Source organism: Flavobacterium sp., from assembly GCF_004211145.1.
GTDB lineage: Bacteria > Bacteroidota > Bacteroidia > Flavobacteriales > Flavobacteriaceae > Flavobacterium.
In genome coordinates this window covers 79946-99253 of record NZ_SEBS01000013.1, presented here as the reverse complement: position 1 = coordinate 99253, position 19308 = coordinate 79946, and the positions used below count along the sequence as shown (strand labels likewise).

18 protein-coding genes and 1 pseudogene are annotated in these 19308 nt (G+C 47.5%); 13 read left to right on the top strand and 6 right to left on the bottom strand.

Annotation, left to right across the window (positions count from 1 at the left end; translation table 11 throughout):
- The first annotated feature begins 63 nt into the window (after positions 1–63).
- From EOO50_RS08435 to EOO50_RS08415, 5 genes are all read left to right on the top strand, one after another.
- Positions 64–825: an enoyl-CoA hydratase/isomerase family protein gene (locus EOO50_RS08435; RefSeq protein WP_290839219.1), complete on the top strand. Its 762-nt coding sequence runs from the start codon at positions 64–66 to the stop codon at positions 823–825.
- Positions 825–1373 carry a YfiT family bacillithiol transferase gene (locus EOO50_RS08430; RefSeq protein ID WP_290839218.1) on the top strand — a complete coding sequence of 183 codons (549 nt, stop codon included), beginning with the start codon at positions 825–827 and terminating at the stop codon, positions 1371–1373. Before EOO50_RS08435 ends, EOO50_RS08430 begins: the two co-directional genes overlap by 1 nt.
- A 99-nt stretch (positions 1374–1472) precedes the next feature.
- Positions 1473–1928: a 6-carboxytetrahydropterin synthase gene (locus EOO50_RS08425; RefSeq protein WP_290839217.1), complete on the top strand. Its 456-nt coding sequence runs from the start codon at positions 1473–1475 to the stop codon at positions 1926–1928.
- A gap of 66 nt (positions 1929–1994) precedes the next feature.
- Positions 1995–2783 (top strand): UDP-2,3-diacylglucosamine diphosphatase, encoded by a 789-nt coding sequence (locus EOO50_RS08420; RefSeq protein WP_290839215.1) that lies wholly within the window; start codon positions 1995–1997, stop codon positions 2781–2783.
- Entirely contained in the window at positions 2780–3250 is a 471-nt protein-coding gene (locus EOO50_RS08415; RefSeq protein WP_290839214.1) for a hypothetical protein, read from the top strand. The genes EOO50_RS08420 and EOO50_RS08415 overlap by 4 nt, the downstream gene beginning before the upstream one ends.
- On the opposite strand, the gene EOO50_RS08410 is transcribed toward EOO50_RS08415, so the two are convergent.
- Entirely contained in the window at positions 3247–3600 is a 354-nt protein-coding gene (locus tag EOO50_RS08410) for a hypothetical protein (RefSeq protein ID WP_290839213.1), read from the bottom strand. The genes EOO50_RS08415 and EOO50_RS08410 overlap by 4 nt on opposite strands.
- A gap of 76 nt (positions 3601–3676) precedes the next feature.
- On the bottom strand, positions 3677–5374 hold the full coding sequence (recJ, locus tag EOO50_RS08405; RefSeq protein WP_290839212.1) for a single-stranded-DNA-specific exonuclease RecJ: 1698 nt from the start codon (positions 5372–5374) through the stop codon (positions 3677–3679).
- 287 nt (positions 5375–5661) lie between these two features.
- On the opposite strand from recJ, the gene ade reads away from it, so the two are divergent.
- Complete coding sequence (gene ade / locus EOO50_RS08400) at positions 5662–7281, top strand: adenine deaminase (protein ID WP_290839211.1); 1620 nt, start codon at positions 5662–5664, stop codon at positions 7279–7281.
- A gap of 237 nt (positions 7282–7518) precedes the next feature.
- Here the strand turns inward: ade and yiaA are convergent, their stop codons facing one another.
- From yiaA to EOO50_RS08380, 4 genes are all read right to left on the bottom strand, one after another.
- Positions 7519–7911: an inner membrane protein YiaA gene (gene yiaA / locus EOO50_RS08395; protein WP_290839209.1), complete on the bottom strand. Its 393-nt coding sequence runs from the start codon at positions 7909–7911 to the stop codon at positions 7519–7521.
- Positions 7912–8021: 110 nt separating this feature from the next.
- The gene (locus tag EOO50_RS08390; RefSeq protein WP_290839208.1) at positions 8022–9071 is read right to left on the bottom strand and encodes a hypothetical protein; all 1050 of its coding nucleotides are present in this window, start codon (positions 9069–9071) and stop codon (positions 8022–8024) included.
- Positions 9072–9080: 9 nt separating this feature from the next.
- A complete protein-coding gene (gene rsmI / locus EOO50_RS08385) occupies positions 9081–9755 on the bottom strand; it encodes a 16S rRNA (cytidine(1402)-2'-O)-methyltransferase (protein WP_290839207.1) in 675 nt (224 codons plus the stop codon).
- On the bottom strand, positions 9756–11096 hold the full coding sequence (locus tag EOO50_RS08380) for a hypothetical protein (RefSeq protein ID WP_290839206.1): 1341 nt from the start codon (positions 11094–11096) through the stop codon (positions 9756–9758).
- Between the two features lie 202 nt (positions 11097–11298).
- On the opposite strand from EOO50_RS08380, the gene EOO50_RS08375 reads away from it, so the two are divergent.
- The 7 genes and pseudogenes from EOO50_RS08375 (at position 11299) to EOO50_RS08345 (ending at position 19292) form a co-directional block, all read left to right on the top strand.
- Positions 11299–11934, top strand: a complete 636-nt coding sequence (locus EOO50_RS08375; protein WP_290839204.1) for a thymidine kinase — start codon at positions 11299–11301, stop codon at positions 11932–11934.
- Positions 11931–14375, top strand: a complete 2445-nt coding sequence (locus EOO50_RS08370) for a bifunctional UDP-N-acetylmuramoyl-tripeptide:D-alanyl-D-alanine ligase/alanine racemase (protein ID WP_290839203.1) — start codon at positions 11931–11933, stop codon at positions 14373–14375. The genes EOO50_RS08375 and EOO50_RS08370 overlap by 4 nt, the downstream gene beginning before the upstream one ends.
- A 68-nt stretch (positions 14376–14443) precedes the next feature.
- Positions 14444–14866: a large conductance mechanosensitive channel protein MscL gene (gene mscL / locus EOO50_RS08365; protein ID WP_290839202.1), complete on the top strand. Its 423-nt coding sequence runs from the start codon at positions 14444–14446 to the stop codon at positions 14864–14866.
- A gap of 295 nt (positions 14867–15161) precedes the next feature.
- Entirely contained in the window at positions 15162–16151 is a 990-nt protein-coding gene (locus EOO50_RS08360; RefSeq protein WP_290839201.1) for an aspartate-semialdehyde dehydrogenase, read from the top strand.
- Between the two features lie 129 nt (positions 16152–16280).
- Positions 16281–16515, top strand: a pseudogene (locus EOO50_RS08355) (hypothetical protein); the annotation flags it as partial.
- Positions 16516–16680: 165 nt separating this feature from the next.
- Positions 16681–17034 (top strand): hypothetical protein, encoded by a 354-nt coding sequence (locus tag EOO50_RS08350; protein ID WP_290839200.1) that lies wholly within the window; start codon positions 16681–16683, stop codon positions 17032–17034.
- 56 nt (positions 17035–17090) lie between these two features.
- On the top strand, positions 17091–19292 hold the full coding sequence (locus EOO50_RS08345; protein ID WP_290839198.1) for a TonB-dependent receptor: 2202 nt from the start codon (positions 17091–17093) through the stop codon (positions 19290–19292).
- Positions 19293–19308 lie beyond the last annotated feature (16 nt).

Genomic DNA, 19308 nt, shown 5'->3' with positions numbered 1-19308 from the left:
CTTTTAGACAAAATACGGAAGCGGTTTTTCTAAAAAGTGTAATTTTAGATAAAATTTACCGCAATGACAGCTCCGGGAACTCTTACCGTAACCAACGACAATAAAATAGCAACTATAACCTTTGGACATCCGTCTGGAAACTCATTTCCCGCTGCGCTCTTACAGCGATTGACAGATGCGCTGGAAATGCTCGGTCGGGACGCCGAAGTCTCTCTAATCGTATTGCGCAGTGAAGGCGAAGGCGCGTTTTGTGCTGGCGCCTCGTTCGATGAATTACTCGCCGTAATTGATCTTGACGGTGGCACAAAATTCTTCTCGGGTTTCGCCAATGTGATCAATGCGATGCGCGTGTGTCCGAAACTGATCGTCGGGCGAGTTCAGGGAAAAGCGGTCGGTGGTGGCGTGGGTTTAGCGGCTGCGTGCGACTATGTTTTTGCGACCGAAAATTCGCTTGTCAAACTATCGGAACTCGCCATCGGAATCGGCCCGTTCGTAATTGCGCCAGCCGTGGAACGAAAAATCGGACTCGCGGGATTATCGGAGCTTGCCTTGAGCCCGACCGAATGGAAAAGCGCGCACTGGGCAAAAGAAAAGGGCCTGTATCCAAACGTTTACAAAGACACCGAATCCATGGACGGCGCGTTAAAATCGTTCTCCGAGAATCTCGCGTCATACAATCCCGAAGCGCTTCGCGAAATGAAAAAAGCACTGTGGAATGGCACCGAACATTGGGGACAATTGCTGTACGAACGCGCGGCGATCTCGGGAAATTTGGTGTTGTCAGGCTTTACGAAAAACGCGCTCGCACAATTCAGGAAATCGTAATGGTACTCACGAAAGAAGAAATGGAAAAACTTCGCTATCCGATCGGGAAATTCGAAAAACCGACCGGGATTACAAGCGACCTCATCGAAAAAGCAATCGCCGAGATCGAAAATTTTCCGCTTAAATTACGTCTCGAAACGCAAGATTTATCCGACGATCAACTCGACACGCCGTATCGCCCCGAAGGTTGGACGGTTCGTCAAGTCGTACATCATTGCGCCGACAGCCACATGAATGCGATCACGCGCTTCAAATTGGCGTTGACTGAAGATAAACCCACGATAAAACCGTACGAAGAAGCGCTTTGGGCCGAACTTGCCGACAGCAAATTACCGATCTCACCCGCTTTGCAAATGCTCGACGGAATTCACGGCCGCTTGTCGGTTTTGCTGAAAAGTCTTTCCGAAACTGATCTGCGTCGCACGTTCATTCATCCCGAACACGGAAGGGAAATCCCGATCGAACAATTGATTTTCACATACGCCTGGCACGGAAACCACCACTTGGCGCACATCACGAGCCTCAAAAAACGAATGCGATGGAGCTGATCGCGGACAACTTACGCCACATTTTTGCCTTAGGCGTTTAATGCTTACCTTTGCCGGGTCGCGCCACATGGCCGAACTCAACGACGTTAAAATCCAGATATGCCCAATATCCGCATCACAAAGCAATTCAATTTCGAGACCGGCCACGCGCTTTACGGCTACGACGGCAAGTGCAAAAACGTGCACGGTCACAGCTATAAATTGTCGGTAACTGTAATCGGGCAGCCGATCGAGGATTCGTCGAACGTGAAATTCGGGATGGTCATCGATTTTTCAGACCTCAAGAAAATCGTGCGCGAGGAAATCGTCGATGTGTTCGATCACGCGACCGTTTTTAACGGAAACACGCCTCATGTCGAATTGGCCGACGAATTGAAATCGCGCGGACATCACGTGATTTTGGTCGATTATCAGCCGACGAGCGAAAATATGGTCACCGATTTCTCGCACAAGATCAAAGCGCGACTTCCGCAACACATAAAACTGCATTCGCTGCGCCTTCAGGAAACGGATTCATCGTACGCCGAATGGTTCGCGAGCGATAACGAAATTTAAGTCATGAACGAAAACGTCCTTCCGAACGCTCATTCAAAATTTATAATTTATAATTTATAATTATAAATGCAGATTCCGCCGAACAAAAAAGTCTACTTTGCCTCTGACCAACACTTGGGCGCACCCACGATGGAGCAAAGCCTTCCGCGTGAAAAGCGTTTCGTGGCTTGGCTTGACGAGGTTAAACACGACGCGGCCGCGATTTTCATCCTGGGCGATCTGTTCGATTTTTGGTTCGAATACAAGCGCGTCGTGCCAAAAGGTTTTGTGCGCGTCTTGGGGAAATTGGCTGAGATTCGCGATTCGGGCATTCCGATCTATTTCTTCGTCGGCAACCACGATTTGTGGATGAACGATTATTTCGCCAAAGAACTCAACATTCCCGTCTATCACGACAATATGGAATTCACGTTCAATGAAAAGCATTTTTTGATCGGGCACGGCGACGGAAAAGGTCCGGGTGACAAAGGGTACAAGCGCATGAAAAAGGTATTCACGAATCCGTTTTCGAAGTGGTTGTTCCGATGGTTGCATCCTGATGTCGGCGTGAAACTCGCACAATATCTTTCGGTGAAGAACAAACTGATCTCCGGCGACGCCGACGTGACGTTTCTGGGCGAAGACAAAGAATGGCTGATCCAATATTCGAAGCGAAAACTTGAAACAAAACACTACGATTACTTGATTTTCGGGCATCGCCACTTACCGATGATCATCAAAGTCGGCGAACATTCGTCGTACGTAAACCTGGGGGATTGGATTTCGTATTTTACCTATGGCGTGTTCGACGGCGTTTCGTTCGAATTGCTCAAATACGAAAACGAGCGCACCCAACCACAAACCAAATTACCATGACAGAACATTTAGAACATAGGCTTCCCGTTGAACTTCTTGAGAAAAGCGTCCAAAGCGGCAGCGAATACGGCTGGAAACAAGAGGATTTTTTAGACGTCGTCGAGGCTGCGAGGAAACTCCAATTGGCTATCGAAGGCGGAATGGTCCAATACGTTTTCGAAGAAGGAACGTGCGAATTACATTGGCTACATTATTTCACCGACGAATTCAAAAAAGGCGAGAACTGGGCCGCATATTGCAACAGGACCGCTAAAGAAGCGTCTGAAAGTTTCAAGAAAATCATTTCAAAAGACATCAAGAAAGACGCGATAGAAAGTTTCGAGCTTGCCAAGACAAAATCGTTGGAGCCGACCGATATAGACGACTTCAAGATATTCATCCTGTCATTCGAGGACAAGTCGAGCATGCCGGCGCCGACTCCGCCCCCGGCGCCCGAAAGCAAGCCGAAGCATAGATCAAGGCGCTAATTTCGTCCGATCCCGAACACGAATTTCTGCAATTGCATGCGAAACAAAGTTCCTTGCACTAGGTCTTTGATTCCATTCAATTCGTACATGGAAACCGCCAAGTCGATTTGTGAAACCGGCGTTTTGAGAAGGAATTTCACACATTCGTGGCGCATTGCGCAACCGTCGCATGTGTTTTTCCTGCAGCTGTCTTCGATGAGCCTGGCGAACGTTTCGAGCTCTTCTTCGCTGAAGTAAAATCCGGTTTCCTTGAACACCAATTGCACTTTGTCGGTTACGATCCCGTCAGATTGTTTCCAGTAGAATGAAGTTCCGTGATCGTTTACATATATGGGTTCGATTTGTCGCATAGCAGGGATTTTTACGTCGGCTTTGCGCAAATATAGAAATTATTTAAATTCGTTCTAAATAATAATCTGGCTTTTATCAACCGATCGATCGAATATCTTTCACTCGAAGTTGCTGCGTAATCGTGCCGTTCCACTCGTTTTCGTCGATACAATAAACCGCTTCGAAAGGCTGTTGATTTTTCACGACATCCAATTTGCTTCCCAATCCGAACGCGATGCCCGAAATTCCACCCGAATCGCGTTGCTTCACGAACAGTTTTAAATGCTTTTCATCCTCGCCTATCCGCTTGGCAAAACCCGTGTCATACAGATTTTTCGTCAGGAAAACCGGCGTCATATTTTGAGGCCCGAAAGGTTCGAACTGCTTCAATATCCTGAAAAATTTAGGCGTGATGTCGGCGAAATCGATCTCGGCGTCAACCGAAATCTCGGGCGTCTTCAAATCAGGATGTAATGTTTCTGAAACCACTTTTTCAAAAGCTTCCTTGAACAGCAAATAATTTTCCTCTTTAAGTGTCAAACCAGCCGCATACATGTGTCCGCCGAATTGCTCGAGATATTCGGCGCAGGCTTCAAGCGCGTTGTACACGTCGAAACCGCGAACCGATCGGGCCGAAGCCGCGAGCTTTCCTTCGCTTTTCGTAAACACCAGCGTCGGCCGATAATAGGTTTCGATCAAGCGCGACGCGACGATCCCGATCACGCCTTTGTGCCAGGTTTCGTGAAAAACGACCGTTGAGGAACGTTCGCTCTCCTCATTTTCGATGATCTGGCGCAACGCTTCCTCGGTAATCCGTTTGTCGAGACTTTTGCGGTCGACGTTATACTTTTCGATTTCACCGGCATAGATTTTTGCCGTCTCAAAATCGGTTTCCGTGAGCAGATCGACTGCGTGATGGCCATGTCGGATCCGTCCGGCTGCATTGATCCGGGGCGCGATGATGAACACGACGTCGGTAATATCGAAACTGCTTTTCTTGGCTTGGTCGACCAACGCTTTTATGCCGGGACGCGGGAATGAGTTGATTACCTGGAGCCCGAATTTAGCGAGGATCCGGTTTTCGCCTGTCATCGGGACAATGTCGGCCGCGATCGCAGCGGCGACCAAATCGAGATACGGAAGCAAATCCTCGATCGTCTCTCCGCGATTCTTCCCGAGCGCCTGAATCAATTTGAATCCGACGCCGCAACCGCACAATTCATCGTACGGATAATCGCAGTCGGCGCGCTTCGGGTCTAAAATAGCGACGGCATCAGGCAAAATATCGCCCGGCCTGTGGTGATCGCAAATAATGAAGTCGATGTTTTTCTCTTTGGCGTACGCGACATGTTCAATCGATTTTATGCCGCAATCGAGCGCGATGATGAGCGAGCAACCGTTGTCGTCGGCGTAATCGATCCCGAGATAGGAAACGCCGTAACCTTCCTTGTACCGGTCGGGAATATAGGTCGCGATGTTCGGATAATGGCTTCTCAAATACGAGGAAACCAATGAAACCGCGGTCGTTCCGTCGACGTCGTAATCTCCGAAAACCAAGATATTTTCGCCGTTATCAATCGCCGATTCGATGCGCGCGACGGCCTTGTCCATGTCTTTCATCAGGAATGGATCGTGCAGGTCTGAAAGTTCGGGCCTGAAAAATTGTCGGGCCTCGTCAAACGTCTCGATCCCGCGCTGCACGAGCAGTTGCGCCACGAGTGGTTCGACATTCAAGGATTCGGCGAGTTGCCTTGTGGTTTGGGGATTGACGGGAGAAGGAAAAGTCCAGCGCATAAGATTGATTTTGAATGGAGTCGATGGGATAAAAGTACAGATTTTTTGCATAAAATCGGTGAATGTTTAAAAGTTTTGAGGTGTGTGTTTTTTGTGATTTTAGGCAGAAAACATGTAGCGAAATGTCTTCGAAAATGTTTATTTTCGTTAGACCTAACAGATTTTAAAAATCTGTTAGGTCTGCAAAACCCGATAAAGCGGAGATTCCCATTTCACATCCGATAACAACCTTCAACCAAACTTCTCATGTGCAAATCCCAACTCGCGACATTCGCACCTAAAAAACCATGATCATTCAAGGCCAAATCGTCGACATCCAAAATCGAAACATTTTTCCCGGTGAAATCACCGTCGAGAAAGGAAAAATCACGTCAATAATCCACAAAGACCACGACGTCGACACCTTCATATTACCGGGTTTTATCGACGCGCACATCCATATCGAAAGTTCAATGCTCGTCCCAAGCGAATTCGCCAAGATCGCGGTCACGCACGGAACGCTCGCCACGGTTTCGGACCCGCATGAAATTGCGAACGTGTTGGGAATCGAAGGCGTCCGATTCATGATCGAAAACGGGAAGAAAACGCCGTTTAAGTTTCATTTCGGCGCGCCATCGTGCGTTCCCGCGACAGTTTTCGAAACCGCAGGAGCTGAAATCGACTCCGACGGAATCGCCGCGCTTCTCGCCTCGCCCGATATTTATTACCTCGCCGAAATGATGAACTACCCAGGCGTGATTTTCGATGATGCCGAAGTCCACAAGAAAATCGAATGGGCGAAACATTTCAATAAACCGATCGATGGACACGCGCCCGGATTACGAGGCGACGACCTCAAAAAATATATTTCGGCGGGAATAACGACTGATCATGAATGTTTCACGTTCGACGAAGCGAAGGAAAAACTCGGGCTCGGCATGAAAGTCATTATCCGCGAAGGAAGCGCCGCCAAGAACTTCAATGCGCTCATCGATTTGTTGCCCGACAATTTCGAGAACATGATGTTTTGTTCCGACGATAAACATCCCGACGATCTGCTCATCGGACATATAAACGAACTTTGTGCAAGAGCCGTCGCCAAAGGGATCGACGTGTTCAAAGTGCTGCAATCGGCTTGCGTGAATCCCGTGAAACACTATAATATGAACGTCGGCCTGTTGTGCGAAGGCGATCCGGCTGATTTTATCGTCATCGAAGATTTGCGAGAATTCAAGGTCTTGCAGACGTTCATCAACGGTAAATCAGTCGCGAAAAACGGTGAATCGTCCATTGAAAACGTGGCGTTCGAGAAACCCAATAATTTCAACATCCGACAAAAAAATGTAACCGATTTCGAAATCGATGCGACGTCCGAAACAATCCGCGTCATCGAAGCGTTAGACGGACAATTAATTACGAACGAATTGCATCTGACGCCGAAAATCGAAAATGGAAAATTCGTGTCCGACGCCGAAAACGACATCCTCAAAATCGTAGTCGTCAACCGATACAAAGAAGTACTACCGGCTGTCGCGTTCATCAAGAATTTCGGATTGAAACAAGGCGCAATCGCGGGTTCGGTCGCGCACGATTCGCACAATATCATCGCGGTCGGAACGTCGGACGAGGAAATTTGTTCGGCCGTAAACCTGATCATCGAAAATTCGGGTGGCGTTTGCGCCGTAAACAAATCCGACAAAAAAATCCTGCCGTTGCCCATCGCGGGAATCATCAGCGATAAAGATTGCGTCGAAACCGCGAAATTATATCAGGAAATCGACGCGATGGCGAAGGAAATGGGAAGTGAATTGAAAGCGCCTTTCATGACGCTATCGTTCATGGCGTTGCTCGTGATTCCCGATTTGAAGTTGAGTGACTTGGGCTTGTTCAGCGGGAAACAATTTAGGTTTGTGGATTTGGGTGTTTGATTTTTAAACAGTTAAGATAGTTAAGGAAGTTAAAAGATTGTGCTAATAAGAATAGTTCACCTATTCGAAAACTATTGATTCACTTAACTATCGTAATGGTTCAAAAAAAGTTTTTGCCTTAGCGACAAGCGGTTTCTTTTACGGATACGGATTTGAACGTTGAAGTAAGCGTCAGACTTAACTATTCTTAACTACCTCAACTGTTCAAAAACTTTTACGTTAACCGCTTAAAAACTCTTACGACTCCGCAACCAAGTTGTCGCGCGTATTCTTCTGAACCGCAATCGCCCCGAAAACCGCCAACAGATACGCAAAAGCATAAAACCCTTTCTCACTTGGTAGAATCGTCGCGTTCCACAATCCGATGATCAAAAGCGCGATCGCCATGATCGTTCCCGTCCAGCAGATTCCGTAGTAAATATCGGTTACGGGAATGCTCTCGATGCGGTCGCGAACCGCTTTCTGCAACGAGATCACGGCAAAGATGCCGAACATCAGAACCGTAAAATAATATCCTTTTTCATTGAGTTCCATGTCGGCGCGTGCAAGCCCGACGATGTACCCGATTATTCCCGCCGACAACGCGATCCACGATGCAGCGATGAATGCATTTGAAACTTTCTGTGCCATGATAAATGTGTTTGGTTCACGCCAAAATTATCCAATTCGGTTGAAATTCAACAAATTCGCAAAAAATTTAAAAGTATTTTAAGGATTTCGGTAAAGCGTCCGCTTATGATTTACCAATACGTGATTTCGAAAATCAGGCGTTCGATTATTGATCCGTCGGCACTTTTCTCTATGGCGACGAGATTGCCTCGTGAGTCGTACAAATAATTTTCTTCAACCTTGTATGGAAATTTAGCGCCGCGCTCGACGTACATCGGGAATTCTTCGAACATCGTTGTGCTCATGATGTGGACATTCTTCTTGGAAACTCGGTTCAAATCGTCGTATTGAATGTCCACTTTTATGGAATCACCATTTCGCTTTGACAGCAAACGTGCCAGGTTTCCTTTTTGATCGTACGCGAAAGTCGCCGAGGAATTCTTCGTTGAATCTTGGGGTTTGCTATTTATTTTCCGAATCAATTTATCGCCTTGATATTCGAATTTTTTAACCGACTCCAACTCAAATTTACCCTTAATGAAGTAATGCAGTTTTATTTCTGACAAATTTCCCGACTCATCATAGGCGAACTCATATTTCGAGCCCGGCCGTTCGTTGACGGTTCCCAAATTCACAAAAAGCCGATATTCCTTGAGTTTTTCACCGTCGAACACACTTTGCCTCCTCGACGACAATTTGCCGAATTGATATTCCGTGACAAGGATTTGACGCCGTTGCTCATCATACTCGAAAACCGATTTCACATTATTGATCGTATCCTTTCCGAGCACCGTCCAATTGTAAGTACTTGTAGGTTTACCGTCTTTCGCCAAAAGCCGTTTGATCGATAGCCGCTGACCCTTTAAAGATTCAGGTTTGTGATTGGTCTGGATTTCCGACGAACCGATGTATTGATAATCGTAAGTCGATTCGCGTTTCGCTTGCAACGAGAAAGAAATATAACGACTCACCTTGCCCTCGACGTATTCCATTATTGCTAACGTATCAGGCCGGTTCGACATTTTCGCCCGCATCTTCACGACGCGCTTTATCTCGGTCTTGACGCTGTCGCCATAATGCTGAATCGTCCGATAAGGTTTAGGTTCCGCATCGAGTGCCGGAGTTTGGGCGTGCGCACCAAGTGAAAAAATCGTCGATATGAAAAAAATCAACTGACGCATTGCCGATAATTACGTTCTCTTTCCGGCCACGACCGCGACGATTTCCCCTTTCACGGTTCCTTTTTCAAAGTGCTTCAAGACCTCCGAAGCTGTTCCGCGTGCGGTTTCCTCGTGCATTTTCGACAGTTCTCGAGAGACGGAAACCTGTCGGTCTTCTCCAAAATATTGCACGAATTCGCCCAAAGTCTTGACTAATTTGTGTGGAGAAACGTAAAAAATCATCGTGCGGGTTTCCTCGGCGAGTGCCAAATAACGTGTTTGTCGGCCTTTCTTTTCGGGCAAAAATCCCTCGAAGATAAAACGGTCGTTCGGAAGTCCTGAATTCACGAGCGCCGGAACGAAAGCAGTCGCGCCCGGTAAACATTCCACGTCGATACCGTTTTCAACACAGGCGCGCGTCAATAAAAATCCGGGATCTGAAATTGCGGGCGTTCCCGCGTCTGAAATCAACGCCAACGTCTCGCCCGATTTCATGCGCGCGATCAATTGCTCGACGGCGCGATGTTCGTTATGCATGTGATGCGAGATCATGTGCGTCCCGATGTCGAAATGCTTTAGGAGCTTTCCCGAATTGCGCGTGTCTTCGGCCAAAATCAAATCGGCTTCCTGAAGCACGCGAATCGCGCGGAACGTCATGTCCTCGAGATTGCCGATCGGCGTCGGGACAAGGAACAGTTTTCCCATTTATTGGAATCTTTTCTCTACGATCTCGATGAAACGCTGCTCGTATTCTTCCTTGCCTTCCCAATTTCCGTAGTCAGGTTTCACGATGTTTTCGATGAAGTTCTTGGCATCGCCGAAATTATCGAACGTAATAAGCTGCGACAACACGCGGTTGTAATCCTCGCTCGAATTGTTGAACAGGTTTTTCATGAACGCGATGCGGTCGTTGAGCCCGATCGTGATGCCTTTCGACAAGCGCTCATTCAATGAAATCGTGCGGTTGTCGTCTTTGTTTATGGGAATCACGTTCGAATTGTCGAACGAACGCGTAATCGGGATCACTTCTTTTTTCGGTTCTTCGACAGGCTCGCTCGTGAAACTCAAATTCGGTTTGTCCTCAGGCTTGTGCAAGTCCTCGGGTTTCACGAAAACAGGATCGGCATAGTCTTTCCCGAGCAGATCATCGAACGTGAAAGTCGGCGATGGCGTGTCTTCTTTCTTGATTTCGTCGTCTTTTGCATCGAACGACAATTCGAACTTCGGCGTAAAGAAATCGTCTTGTTTCGAATCGGCGGGAACTTCGGTATTCGTTTCCGCTGCCGGAACATCTTCAGGTTTCGCTTCCCAGAATAAAGCGCTGGCTGCGTTCGCTTCTTCGGCAAACTTGATTTCTTCTACGGCCTCGGGTTGGTCGAGTTGCGTTCCTTCTTCAAAAGTCGGCGATTCGATTTCCTCGGTTTTCGGTTCTTCCGAATCTTCTTTCGGCTCTTCCGATTTCGGTTCTTCCGAATCTTCAGTTTCCGGTTCGGGTTGTTTGAACACTATTTCATCCGAATCATCTTGGATTTCTTCGGGTTTGTCTTGTTGTTTTTCTTCAGGTTCGTCAGTCGGTTCCTCCGATGCCGAGATTTCCGTTTCAGCTTCGGCAGCGACTTCAGCTTCTTCTTGCGCCTCGACTTCCGCTTCCGGTTCTTCCACTTCTTGAGTTTCGTCGTCCGAATCTTGGTTTTCCGACTCTTCCCGTTCCGACAAATCGGCCGTAAATTCCTCGCTCACGTTTTTCGACGCCGCCAAATTCTCGACCATCGCTGAGATCTCATTGGCCGCCGGAACTTCTTCCTCGGCAGGAATTTCACCGACGATTACTTTTTCTTCAGCCTCGTTTTCGAGTTTTTCCTCGACTTCGGCCATTCCGATCGTAGGTTTTGCATCGGCGAAATGCTCTTCGGCAAAGCGCAGCACCGACAATTTTTCATACAACTTTCGCGCTTCTTCGTGCAAAACGGCAATCTCCGATTTGTTCTTGAGCTGTAAAATTCGGTGGGCAAGGCTTATAAGTTCGGCTTCGAGCTTCTTCTTCATGACTTGGAGTTTATGGTGTGGTTAAGGCACAATCTAAAAATGGCGTTCCTGTTTTATTTGAAGCAAAATTTCCTACTTTTGGAAACGGCCTCAAGGCGTAAAAATATAAAAATTACGATACGGTTTCGGCTTGCACTATGAACTTGTTTCAACATTTTCATAACAAGCGAAATCGATTCACTTATACTGCGAAATTTACGAAATGTTTCTCGAAAATACAGTTAACCATAAAGAACAATTTGGCTGGATAGAAGTCATTTGCGGCTCGATGTTTTCAGGTAAGACCGAGGAACTCATCCGACGGCTCAAACGCGCCCAGTTCGCCAAGCAGAAAGTCGAAATCTTCAAACCCGCGATCGATACGCGTTATCACGATGAAATGGTCGTATCGCACGACTCGAACGAAATCCGATCCACGCCTGTTCCCGCAGCTGCGAATATTGCGATTTTGGCCCAGGGTTGCGACGTCGTCGGGATTGACGAGGCGCAGTTTTTCGATGACGAGATCGTTCGCGTGTGCAACGATTTGGCCAATCAGGGAATCCGCGTGATCGTGGCCGGACTCGACATGGACTTCAAAGGCAATCCGTTCGGGCCGATGCCGGCACTCATGGCAACCGCCGAATATGTAACGAAAGTCCACGCCGTTTGCACGCGAACCGGGAATCTCGCGAATTATTCCTTCCGAAAATCAGATTCCGACCGGCTCGTGCTTTTGGGCGAAACCGAAGAATACGAACCCTTGAGCCGCGCCGCATTTTTCTCGGCCATGTGGCAAAACAACGACCAGCCCGGAACTTCGCCAAACGATCCGCACCGCAAAGAACCAAACGCTTGATCGTGACTTTAAAAAATATCGTTCCCGTCATATCGGCCCATTGGGTCGGGGATTTCGACGGGTTTCCCATAGATAACATTTCCATCGACAGCCGATCGCTCCAAAACGGAGCCGGAACGCTATTTTTCGCACTTTCGGGCCCGAACAATGACGCCCACAATTATTTGGGCGAACTGCTCGACACCGGCGTGATGAACTTTGTCGTAACGCGTATTCCCGACGAAGTGAAAGGCCAGGCGAATTTTCTTGTCGTACCCGATTCCTTGCACGCATTGCAGCAATTTGCGGCTTGGTATCGCGGCCATTTCAAATTTCCGGTGATCGGGATTACGGGCAGCAACGGAAAAACGATTGTCAAGGAATGGCTGAACTTTTTGCTTGGTCCCGATTACAACATCATCCGAAGCCCGAAAAGTTACAATTCGCAGGTCGGCGTGCCGTTATCAGTAATTTCGATCAACGAAAAACACAATCTGGGAATTTTCGAGGCCGGGATTTCGACCGTCGGGGAAATGGAAAAACTGGAGCCGATAATCGCGCCGACGATCGGGATTCTGACCAACATCGGAACCGCACACGACGAAGGTTTTTTGAATATCGCCGAAAAAATCAAGGAAAAATTGAAGCTGTTCAAAAATTCCGAACTGCTGATTTACAATAAAAATAAAACGACCGAAACCTTCATAAGTTCCGACACGAAACGGTTTTCCTGGAGTTTCAAAGACGAGACCGCCGACGTTTTCCTGTCACGCCGATCGGTCGACGAACGCACTTTCGTTTCCATCGTTTGGAATGAACGCGCGTTTGAGGTCGAGATTCCATTCCGCGACGACGCGTCGGTTGAAAATGCCGTGCACTGTTTGATGGTCTTGCTGCATTTCGGGTACGACAACGCGACGATAAAGAACCGGATTTCGATGTTGTTTCCCGTTGAAATGCGATTGAAGGTCAAGAACGGAATCCAAAATTCAACGATCATCGACGACAGTTACAGTTCGGATTTCCAGTCGCTCAAGATTGCGCTTGACTTTTTGGAAACGCAGAAACAGCACAAGAAGAAAACGTTGATTTTGTCGGATATCTTCCAAAGCGGATTGACGAACGAGGAATTGTATTCGCGCGTTTCGCAACTCGTAATTTCGAACAAGATCAACCGCGTGATCGGCATCGGAGCGACGATTTCAGCGTTCAAAAATAAGTTCGTGAATTGCATCACGTTCGATACGACGAATGAATTTTTGGCGGCGTTCGACGGACTGAATTTCGGGCAGGAAACGATTCTGGTAAAAGGCGCGCGCCAGTTTCGGTTCGAAAAAATCGTCGCGCTGCTGGAAGAAAAAACGCACGAAACGGTTCTAGAAATTAACCTCAACGCGATTTCGCACAACCTGAATTTCTTCAAGTCGAAGCTCAAACCTGAAACCAAAATGATGGTCATGGTCAAGGCGTTCGGTTATGGAAACGGCGGTTTCGAAATCGCGCGATTGCTCGAACACCATAAAGTCGATTATTTGGGCGTCGCTTTCGCCGACGAGGGAATTTCACTCAAAACGTCGGGCATTTCACTGCCGATCATGGTCATGAATCCTGAATCGACGAGTTACGCCTCGATCATCCAATACGACCTCGAACCTGAAATCTATAGCTTCAAAGGCCTGGACGCGTTCATAAAAATGGCGTCCGAAAAGAAACTCGAGAATTATCCGATTCATATCAAACTCGACACGGGAATGCATCGTTTGGGTTTTGAGGAAGCTCAGGTTGAGGAGTTGATTTCGGTGCTGAAAAACAACAAATCGGTAAAGGTGAAATCGATTCTTTCGCACATGGCCACGAGCGACGATCTGCAACATCACGCATTCGCGTTGCAACAAATCGCGTTGTTCGAGAAACTGTCGTCGCTTATGATCGCCGAACTCGGAATCGATCCGATCCGACACATCTTGAATACGTCGGGCATCAGCAATTATACCGAAGCGCAATTCGATATGGTTCGTCTTGGCATCGGATTGTATGGCATTTCGAATGATGCGTCGGAACAAAAATATTTGGAGAACGTCGGGACTTTAAAATCAATACTTTCTCAAATCAGAACGATTCCTGCGGGCGACAGCGTTGGTTACGGCAGGCGTTTCATCGCCGATCACGACACGAAAATCGCCACGATCCCAATCGGATATGCTGACGGAATCTCACGACTTTGGGGCAACGGCGTAGGATTCGTGACCGTGAATGGCAAAAAAGCCGCAATCACAGGAAGTGTCTGCATGGACATGTTGATGGTCGATGTCACGGGAATCACTTGTAAAGAAGGCGATCCAGTTACGATTTTCGGCGAAAACCCGACGGTGATTTACATGGCGAAACAACTGCAAACCATTCCATATGAAATTCTTACGAGTATTTCGCAACGTGTGAAGCGCGTTTTTTATCGAGAATAAATCGAGAAAAATGTTAAGGTTTTTAACATTTTTAATTACCTTTAATTTATAATCTAAAAACAAACAATATGGGATTTTTCAGTGATTTTAAAGCGTCGCTCATGAAAGGCGATGTGTTGAGCCTGGCAACGGCTGTTGTCATTGGCGCAGCGTTTGGTAAAATTGTCAGTTCAGCCGTTGACGATATCATTATGCCGATCGTCGGCTTGATCACAGGCGGAATCGACTTTACCCAGAAATTCATTACGCTCGACGGCAATTCGTACGACAACCTCGCACAAGCCAAGGCCGCGGGAGCCGCAGTGATTACATACGGAAATTTCGTTCAGGCCATCATCAATTTCATTATCATCGCATTCTTCATTTTCGTCGTTTTGAGAGCCGCCGAAAAAGCCCGTAAAAAAGAAGCCGATGTTCCTGCCGCACCGCCCGGCCCGACGAACGAAGAAAAATTGCTCATGGAAATCCGTGATGCTTTGAAAAATCGTTAAGAAAGACACCGTACGCTACATTACATATTCTAACTAAACCACGCTCGAAAGGCGTGGTTCTTTTTTATGGAAATTTATGATTTAGTGCAGAAAACATGTAAAAAGCATTCTCGGGATTTCGTTATTTTTGTAGACCTAACAGGTTTTAAAACCTGTTAGGTCTTCACGCGCGCGAAGCGAAATACAAAATACACCTACACCGCTACCGCAGTAAAAAAATCAACGAAAATCCATTAAATCGGTCTCATCGGCGTTTCCTTTTTTTAAGTATTTTTGCACAACAAAATCCCATATTATGAAAGTTGCCGTCGTTGGCGCTACCGGAATGGTAGGCGAAGTCATGCTCAAAGTTTTAGCCGAAAGGAATTTCCCGATTACCGAATTGATTCCGGTCGCATCGGAACGATCTATCGGAAAAGAAATCGAATACAAAGGCCAAAAGTTCAAGGTCGTGGGCATGCAGGACGCGGTGAACATGCAACCGGATATCGCGATTTTCTCGGCAGGCGGAGGAACTTCACTCGAATGGGCGCCGATTTTCGCTGCGGCGGGAACTACGGTAATAGACAATTCATCGGCCTGGAGAATGGATGCGACCAAGAAATTAGTCGTACCTGAAATCAACGCAAGCGAGCTTTCAAAAGACGACAAAATCATCGCAAACCCGAATTGCTCAACGATCCAAATGGTGTTGGCACTCGCGCCTTTGCATAGGAAATACAAGGTGAAACGCGTCGTGGTCTCGACGTATCAATCGGTTACGGGAACCGGCGTGAAAGCCGTGAAACAACTCGAGGACGAATACGCCGGAATCGAAGGCGAAAAGGCCTACAAGTATCAAATTCACAAAAATATCATCCCGCAAATCGATGTGTTCGAGGAAAACGGATACACGAAAGAAGAGATGAAAATGACACGCGAGACGAAGAAAATTTTGTCCGACGATTCGATTCACGTGACGGCGACGGCGGTTCGTTTGCCAATCATCGGCGGACACAGCGAATCGGTGAACGTGGAGTTCGAGAATGATTTCGAGGTTGCCGATGTCCGAAAGTTATTGTCGGAAACTCCGGGAATCATCGTGCAGGACAACATTGATTTATTCGAATATCCGATGCCGCTGTTCGCACATGAGAAAGACGAGGTTTTCGTAGGCCGGATCCGACGCGATGAAAGCCAACCGAACACGCTCAACATGTGGATCGTCGCAGACAACCTGCGTAAAGGCGCGGCAACGAATGCGGTTCAGATCGCGGAGTATTTGGTTGCCAATCAACTTGTTTAATTTTCGACACAAAGACACGAAGTCACAAAGACACTAAGGCCGCTCACGCGGCTTTTTTTTATTGTTGAGCAAAAACCGGTGTGACTTAGACTTCGTGTCTTCGTGGCAAAAACAAACGAACACGCGTTTACACACCCAATGCCGTTGTTACCCAAAAAAAGACGAGGTTTTCATGTACCGGATCCGACGCGATGAAAGCCAGCCAAACACGCTCAACATGTGGATCGTCGCTGACAATTTGCGTAAATGCGCCGCTACGAACGCGGTTCAGATCGCGTTTGGTCGCCAATCAACTTGTTTAATTTTCGACACAAAGACACTAAGTCACAAAGACACTAAGGCCGCTTGCGCGGCTTTTTTTTAGTAGTAAACTCAAAGAACTTCGTGTCTTCGTGCCTTCGTGGCAAAAACAAACGAACACGCGTTTACACATCCAATGCAAAAACCGATGTGACTTCGTGTCTTCGTGTCAATGCAAAAAAAAGTTAAAAAAACAGTCTCCCTTTCCTTCCTTCCCTACTTTTACCGCGTGAAGCAAAAATTCGCCATATTCAATCTACTTGCCGCCATCGCTATCCTATTTTCGGTAGCCTTCCAATCGGTGCACTCTATCGAACACTTGGCCGAAGAATTCGCGTCCCCAAAATGCCAGCACGAAAAAACAAACGCAAAGCACGAGCTGTCGCACCAGCACCACAAAGACGACAATTGCTTCGTTTGCCATTTCAACTTCAGCGGGTTCATAAGCGCGAAAATCACGAGAGTTTTTACACAGAATCCTGAAATCCATCAGGCCTATTCGTATTTCCGATCGAAAGAAATCACTTCGTATTTCATCGGAAGTTTATTCGCACACCGCGGCCCGCCTTCCTTTATCGCATAAAATTCGAATCCCGTAAGCAATCGGGGCAATCTTGTTTTTAACGATAAAATCATCACATGAAATATTTTTTATTGGCCCTTTTCGGGGTCTTTTCGGTCGTTGTCAATGGCCAAAATACACTGTCGGGAACAGTTCGCGACGAAAAACAACAACCACTTATCAGCGTTTCGGTCTATCTGCCTGATTTGCACAAAGGCACGGTCACCGATGTGAACGGACGATATAATTTCAACGGAATTCCGACCGACAAATTGCGCATCGTGTTCACGTACGTCGGCTTCGAAACGCAAAACGCAACGGTTTCCGTAAGCCAATCTCCGTTTGATGTCACGATGCGCGAAAGCGAACACAACCTTGACGAAGTCATCGTATCGACGGCGTTCAACAAACTCCAATCGCAAAACGTGATGAAGGTCGAACACGCGAGCGTCAAGCAGATGCAGCAACAAGGCATCACGTCACTCATCGAAGGAATTACGACGATTCCCGGCGTTTCCCAGGTTTCGACGGGAACATCGATCGGAAAGCCCGTGATTCGCGGCTTGAGTTCGAACCGAGTTTTGGTCTATTCGCAAGGCGTCCGACTCGAAAACCAGCAATTCGGCGATGAACACGGTTTGGGCATGAGTGATTCAGGCGTGGAAAGCGTCGAAGTCATCAAAGGCCCGGCATCATTGCTTTACGGATCGGACGCGCTCGGTGGCGTTTTGTATTTTAATCCTGAGAAGTTTGCCGATGCGAATAAATTTGCAGCCGACTTCAGCCAAAAACTGTTCTCGAATACGCTCGGAAGCAGTTCGTCTCTCGGATTGAAAGCTTCATCCGATAATTGGAAATTCCTCGTGCGCGGCGGTTACACGACACATTCGGACTACGAAACCGGTGAAGGCGACCGCGTCACGAACACGCGATACAACGAAACCGATCTCAAAACGGGCATCGGTTACAGCAACAAATCAATCTCGAGCGTGTTCCGATACAATTACAACCGATTGGATCTGGGCATTCCCGAGGACGGAATCGGTGAACAATCGACGAGTAAAAACACGTTGTTTCCGCGTCAAGGCATCGACAACCATTTGGCGAGTTTGCACAATAGTTTCTTCTTCGGCAAATCCAGTCTCGACGCCAACATCGGATATATCTTCAACGACCGACGCGAATTCGAAGACAGCAACGACGCCATTCTGCAAATGAAACTGCAAACGCTCAACTACGATCTGAAATACCATTTCCCGCAATTCGGGAAGTTCGAGATCATCGCGGGAATCCAGGGAATGCATCAGACGAACGAAAATTTCGGTGAAGAATATTTGATTCCGAACGCCGAGGTCAATGATTTCGGGGTTTTTGGAACCACAAATTTTACTTGGGAGAAAGGCGCGTTGCAAGCCGGAATCCGCTACGACAATAGGCAAATCGAGTCGGAAGCCAATGGAAGCATCGGCGAAGAAGGTTCGTTCGCGGCTTTGGATCGTTCGTTCGACAGCTTCAATGCGTCGTTGGGCTATAAGGCAAACTTGGCAACAGCTTTGGTTTTACGCGTAAATCTCGCCTCTGGTTTTCGCGCGCCGAATTTGGCCGAATTGACTTCGAACGGCGTCCACGAAGGCACGAACCGATATGAGATCGGGAATGCGAATCTCGACAACGAACAAAATTTCCAGGCCGATGTGAACCTCGAATACAAGAACAGCCATTTCGAGTTTTTCATCAACGGATTTTACAACCATGTGAGCAATTATATTTACACGGCTCCGACTGGCGAAACGCTCGATGACAACGACGTTTTTGCATATACTCAGGACGACGCGAAGTTGTTCGGTGGAGAAGCGGGCATTCATTTCCATCCGCATCCCTTGGATTGGCTGCACTTGGAAAGCAGTTTCGAGACCGTGACCGGGAAGAAAGACAACGGAGATTATCTGCCGCTGATTCCCGCCAACAACTGGAACAACACCTTGCGAACCGAATTCAACATAAAAAACTGGCTCCGGAACGGTTTCGCCCGACTCAATGTTTCGACGACGTTCGCGCAGGACAACGTGAGTGGATTCGAGACGAAATCACCTGATTATACGTTGGTAAATCTCGGATTCGGCGGAAAAATAAAACTCGGAAAAACGGCGTTTGAAGTAAATCTTAATGCGAATAATGTGTTCAACAAAACCTATATCGCGCATTTGTCGCGCTTGAAAGTCGACGGCATTCCGAACATTGGGAGAAATGTGGCTTTGGGCGTGAACTTCGGGATTTAGTAAAGAGTGCAGAGTG

What these genes read in the sequence shown, in the direction of transcription:
- EOO50_RS08345 (WP_290839198.1), top strand. Translation starts at nt 17,091, where the DNA reads ATGAAATATTTTTTATTGGCCCTTTTCGGGGTCTTTTCGGTCGTTGTC.
- EOO50_RS08380 (WP_290839206.1), bottom strand. Translation starts at nt 11,096, where the DNA reads ATGAAGAAGAAGCTCGAAGCCGAACTTATAAGCCTTGCCCACCGAATT.
- EOO50_RS08375 (WP_290839204.1), top strand. Translation starts at nt 11,299, where the DNA reads ATGTTTCTCGAAAATACAGTTAACCATAAAGAACAATTTGGCTGGATA.
- mscL (WP_290839202.1), top strand. Translation starts at nt 14,444, where the DNA reads ATGGGATTTTTCAGTGATTTTAAAGCGTCGCTCATGAAAGGCGATGTG.
- EOO50_RS08420 (WP_290839215.1), top strand. Translation starts at nt 1,995, where the DNA reads ATGCAGATTCCGCCGAACAAAAAAGTCTACTTTGCCTCTGACCAACAC.
- rsmI (WP_290839207.1), bottom strand. Translation starts at nt 9,755, where the DNA reads ATGGGAAAACTGTTCCTTGTCCCGACGCCGATCGGCAATCTCGAGGAC.
- EOO50_RS08360 (WP_290839201.1), top strand. Translation starts at nt 15,162, where the DNA reads ATGAAAGTTGCCGTCGTTGGCGCTACCGGAATGGTAGGCGAAGTCATG.
- yiaA (WP_290839209.1), bottom strand. Translation starts at nt 7,911, where the DNA reads ATGGCACAGAAAGTTTCAAATGCATTCATCGCTGCATCGTGGATCGCG.
- ade (WP_290839211.1), top strand. Translation starts at nt 5,662, where the DNA reads ATGATCATTCAAGGCCAAATCGTCGACATCCAAAATCGAAACATTTTT.
- EOO50_RS08430 (WP_290839218.1), top strand. Translation starts at nt 825, where the DNA reads ATGGTACTCACGAAAGAAGAAATGGAAAAACTTCGCTATCCGATCGGG.
- EOO50_RS08435 (WP_290839219.1), top strand. Translation starts at nt 64, where the DNA reads ATGACAGCTCCGGGAACTCTTACCGTAACCAACGACAATAAAATAGCA.
- recJ (WP_290839212.1), bottom strand. Translation starts at nt 5,374, where the DNA reads ATGCGCTGGACTTTTCCTTCTCCCGTCAATCCCCAAACCACAAGGCAA.
- EOO50_RS08410 (WP_290839213.1), bottom strand. Translation starts at nt 3,600, where the DNA reads ATGCGACAAATCGAACCCATATATGTAAACGATCACGGAACTTCATTC.
- EOO50_RS08390 (WP_290839208.1), bottom strand. Translation starts at nt 9,071, where the DNA reads ATGCGTCAGTTGATTTTTTTCATATCGACGATTTTTTCACTTGGTGCG.
- EOO50_RS08415 (WP_290839214.1), top strand. Translation starts at nt 2,780, where the DNA reads ATGACAGAACATTTAGAACATAGGCTTCCCGTTGAACTTCTTGAGAAA.
- EOO50_RS08425 (WP_290839217.1), top strand. Translation starts at nt 1,473, where the DNA reads ATGCCCAATATCCGCATCACAAAGCAATTCAATTTCGAGACCGGCCAC.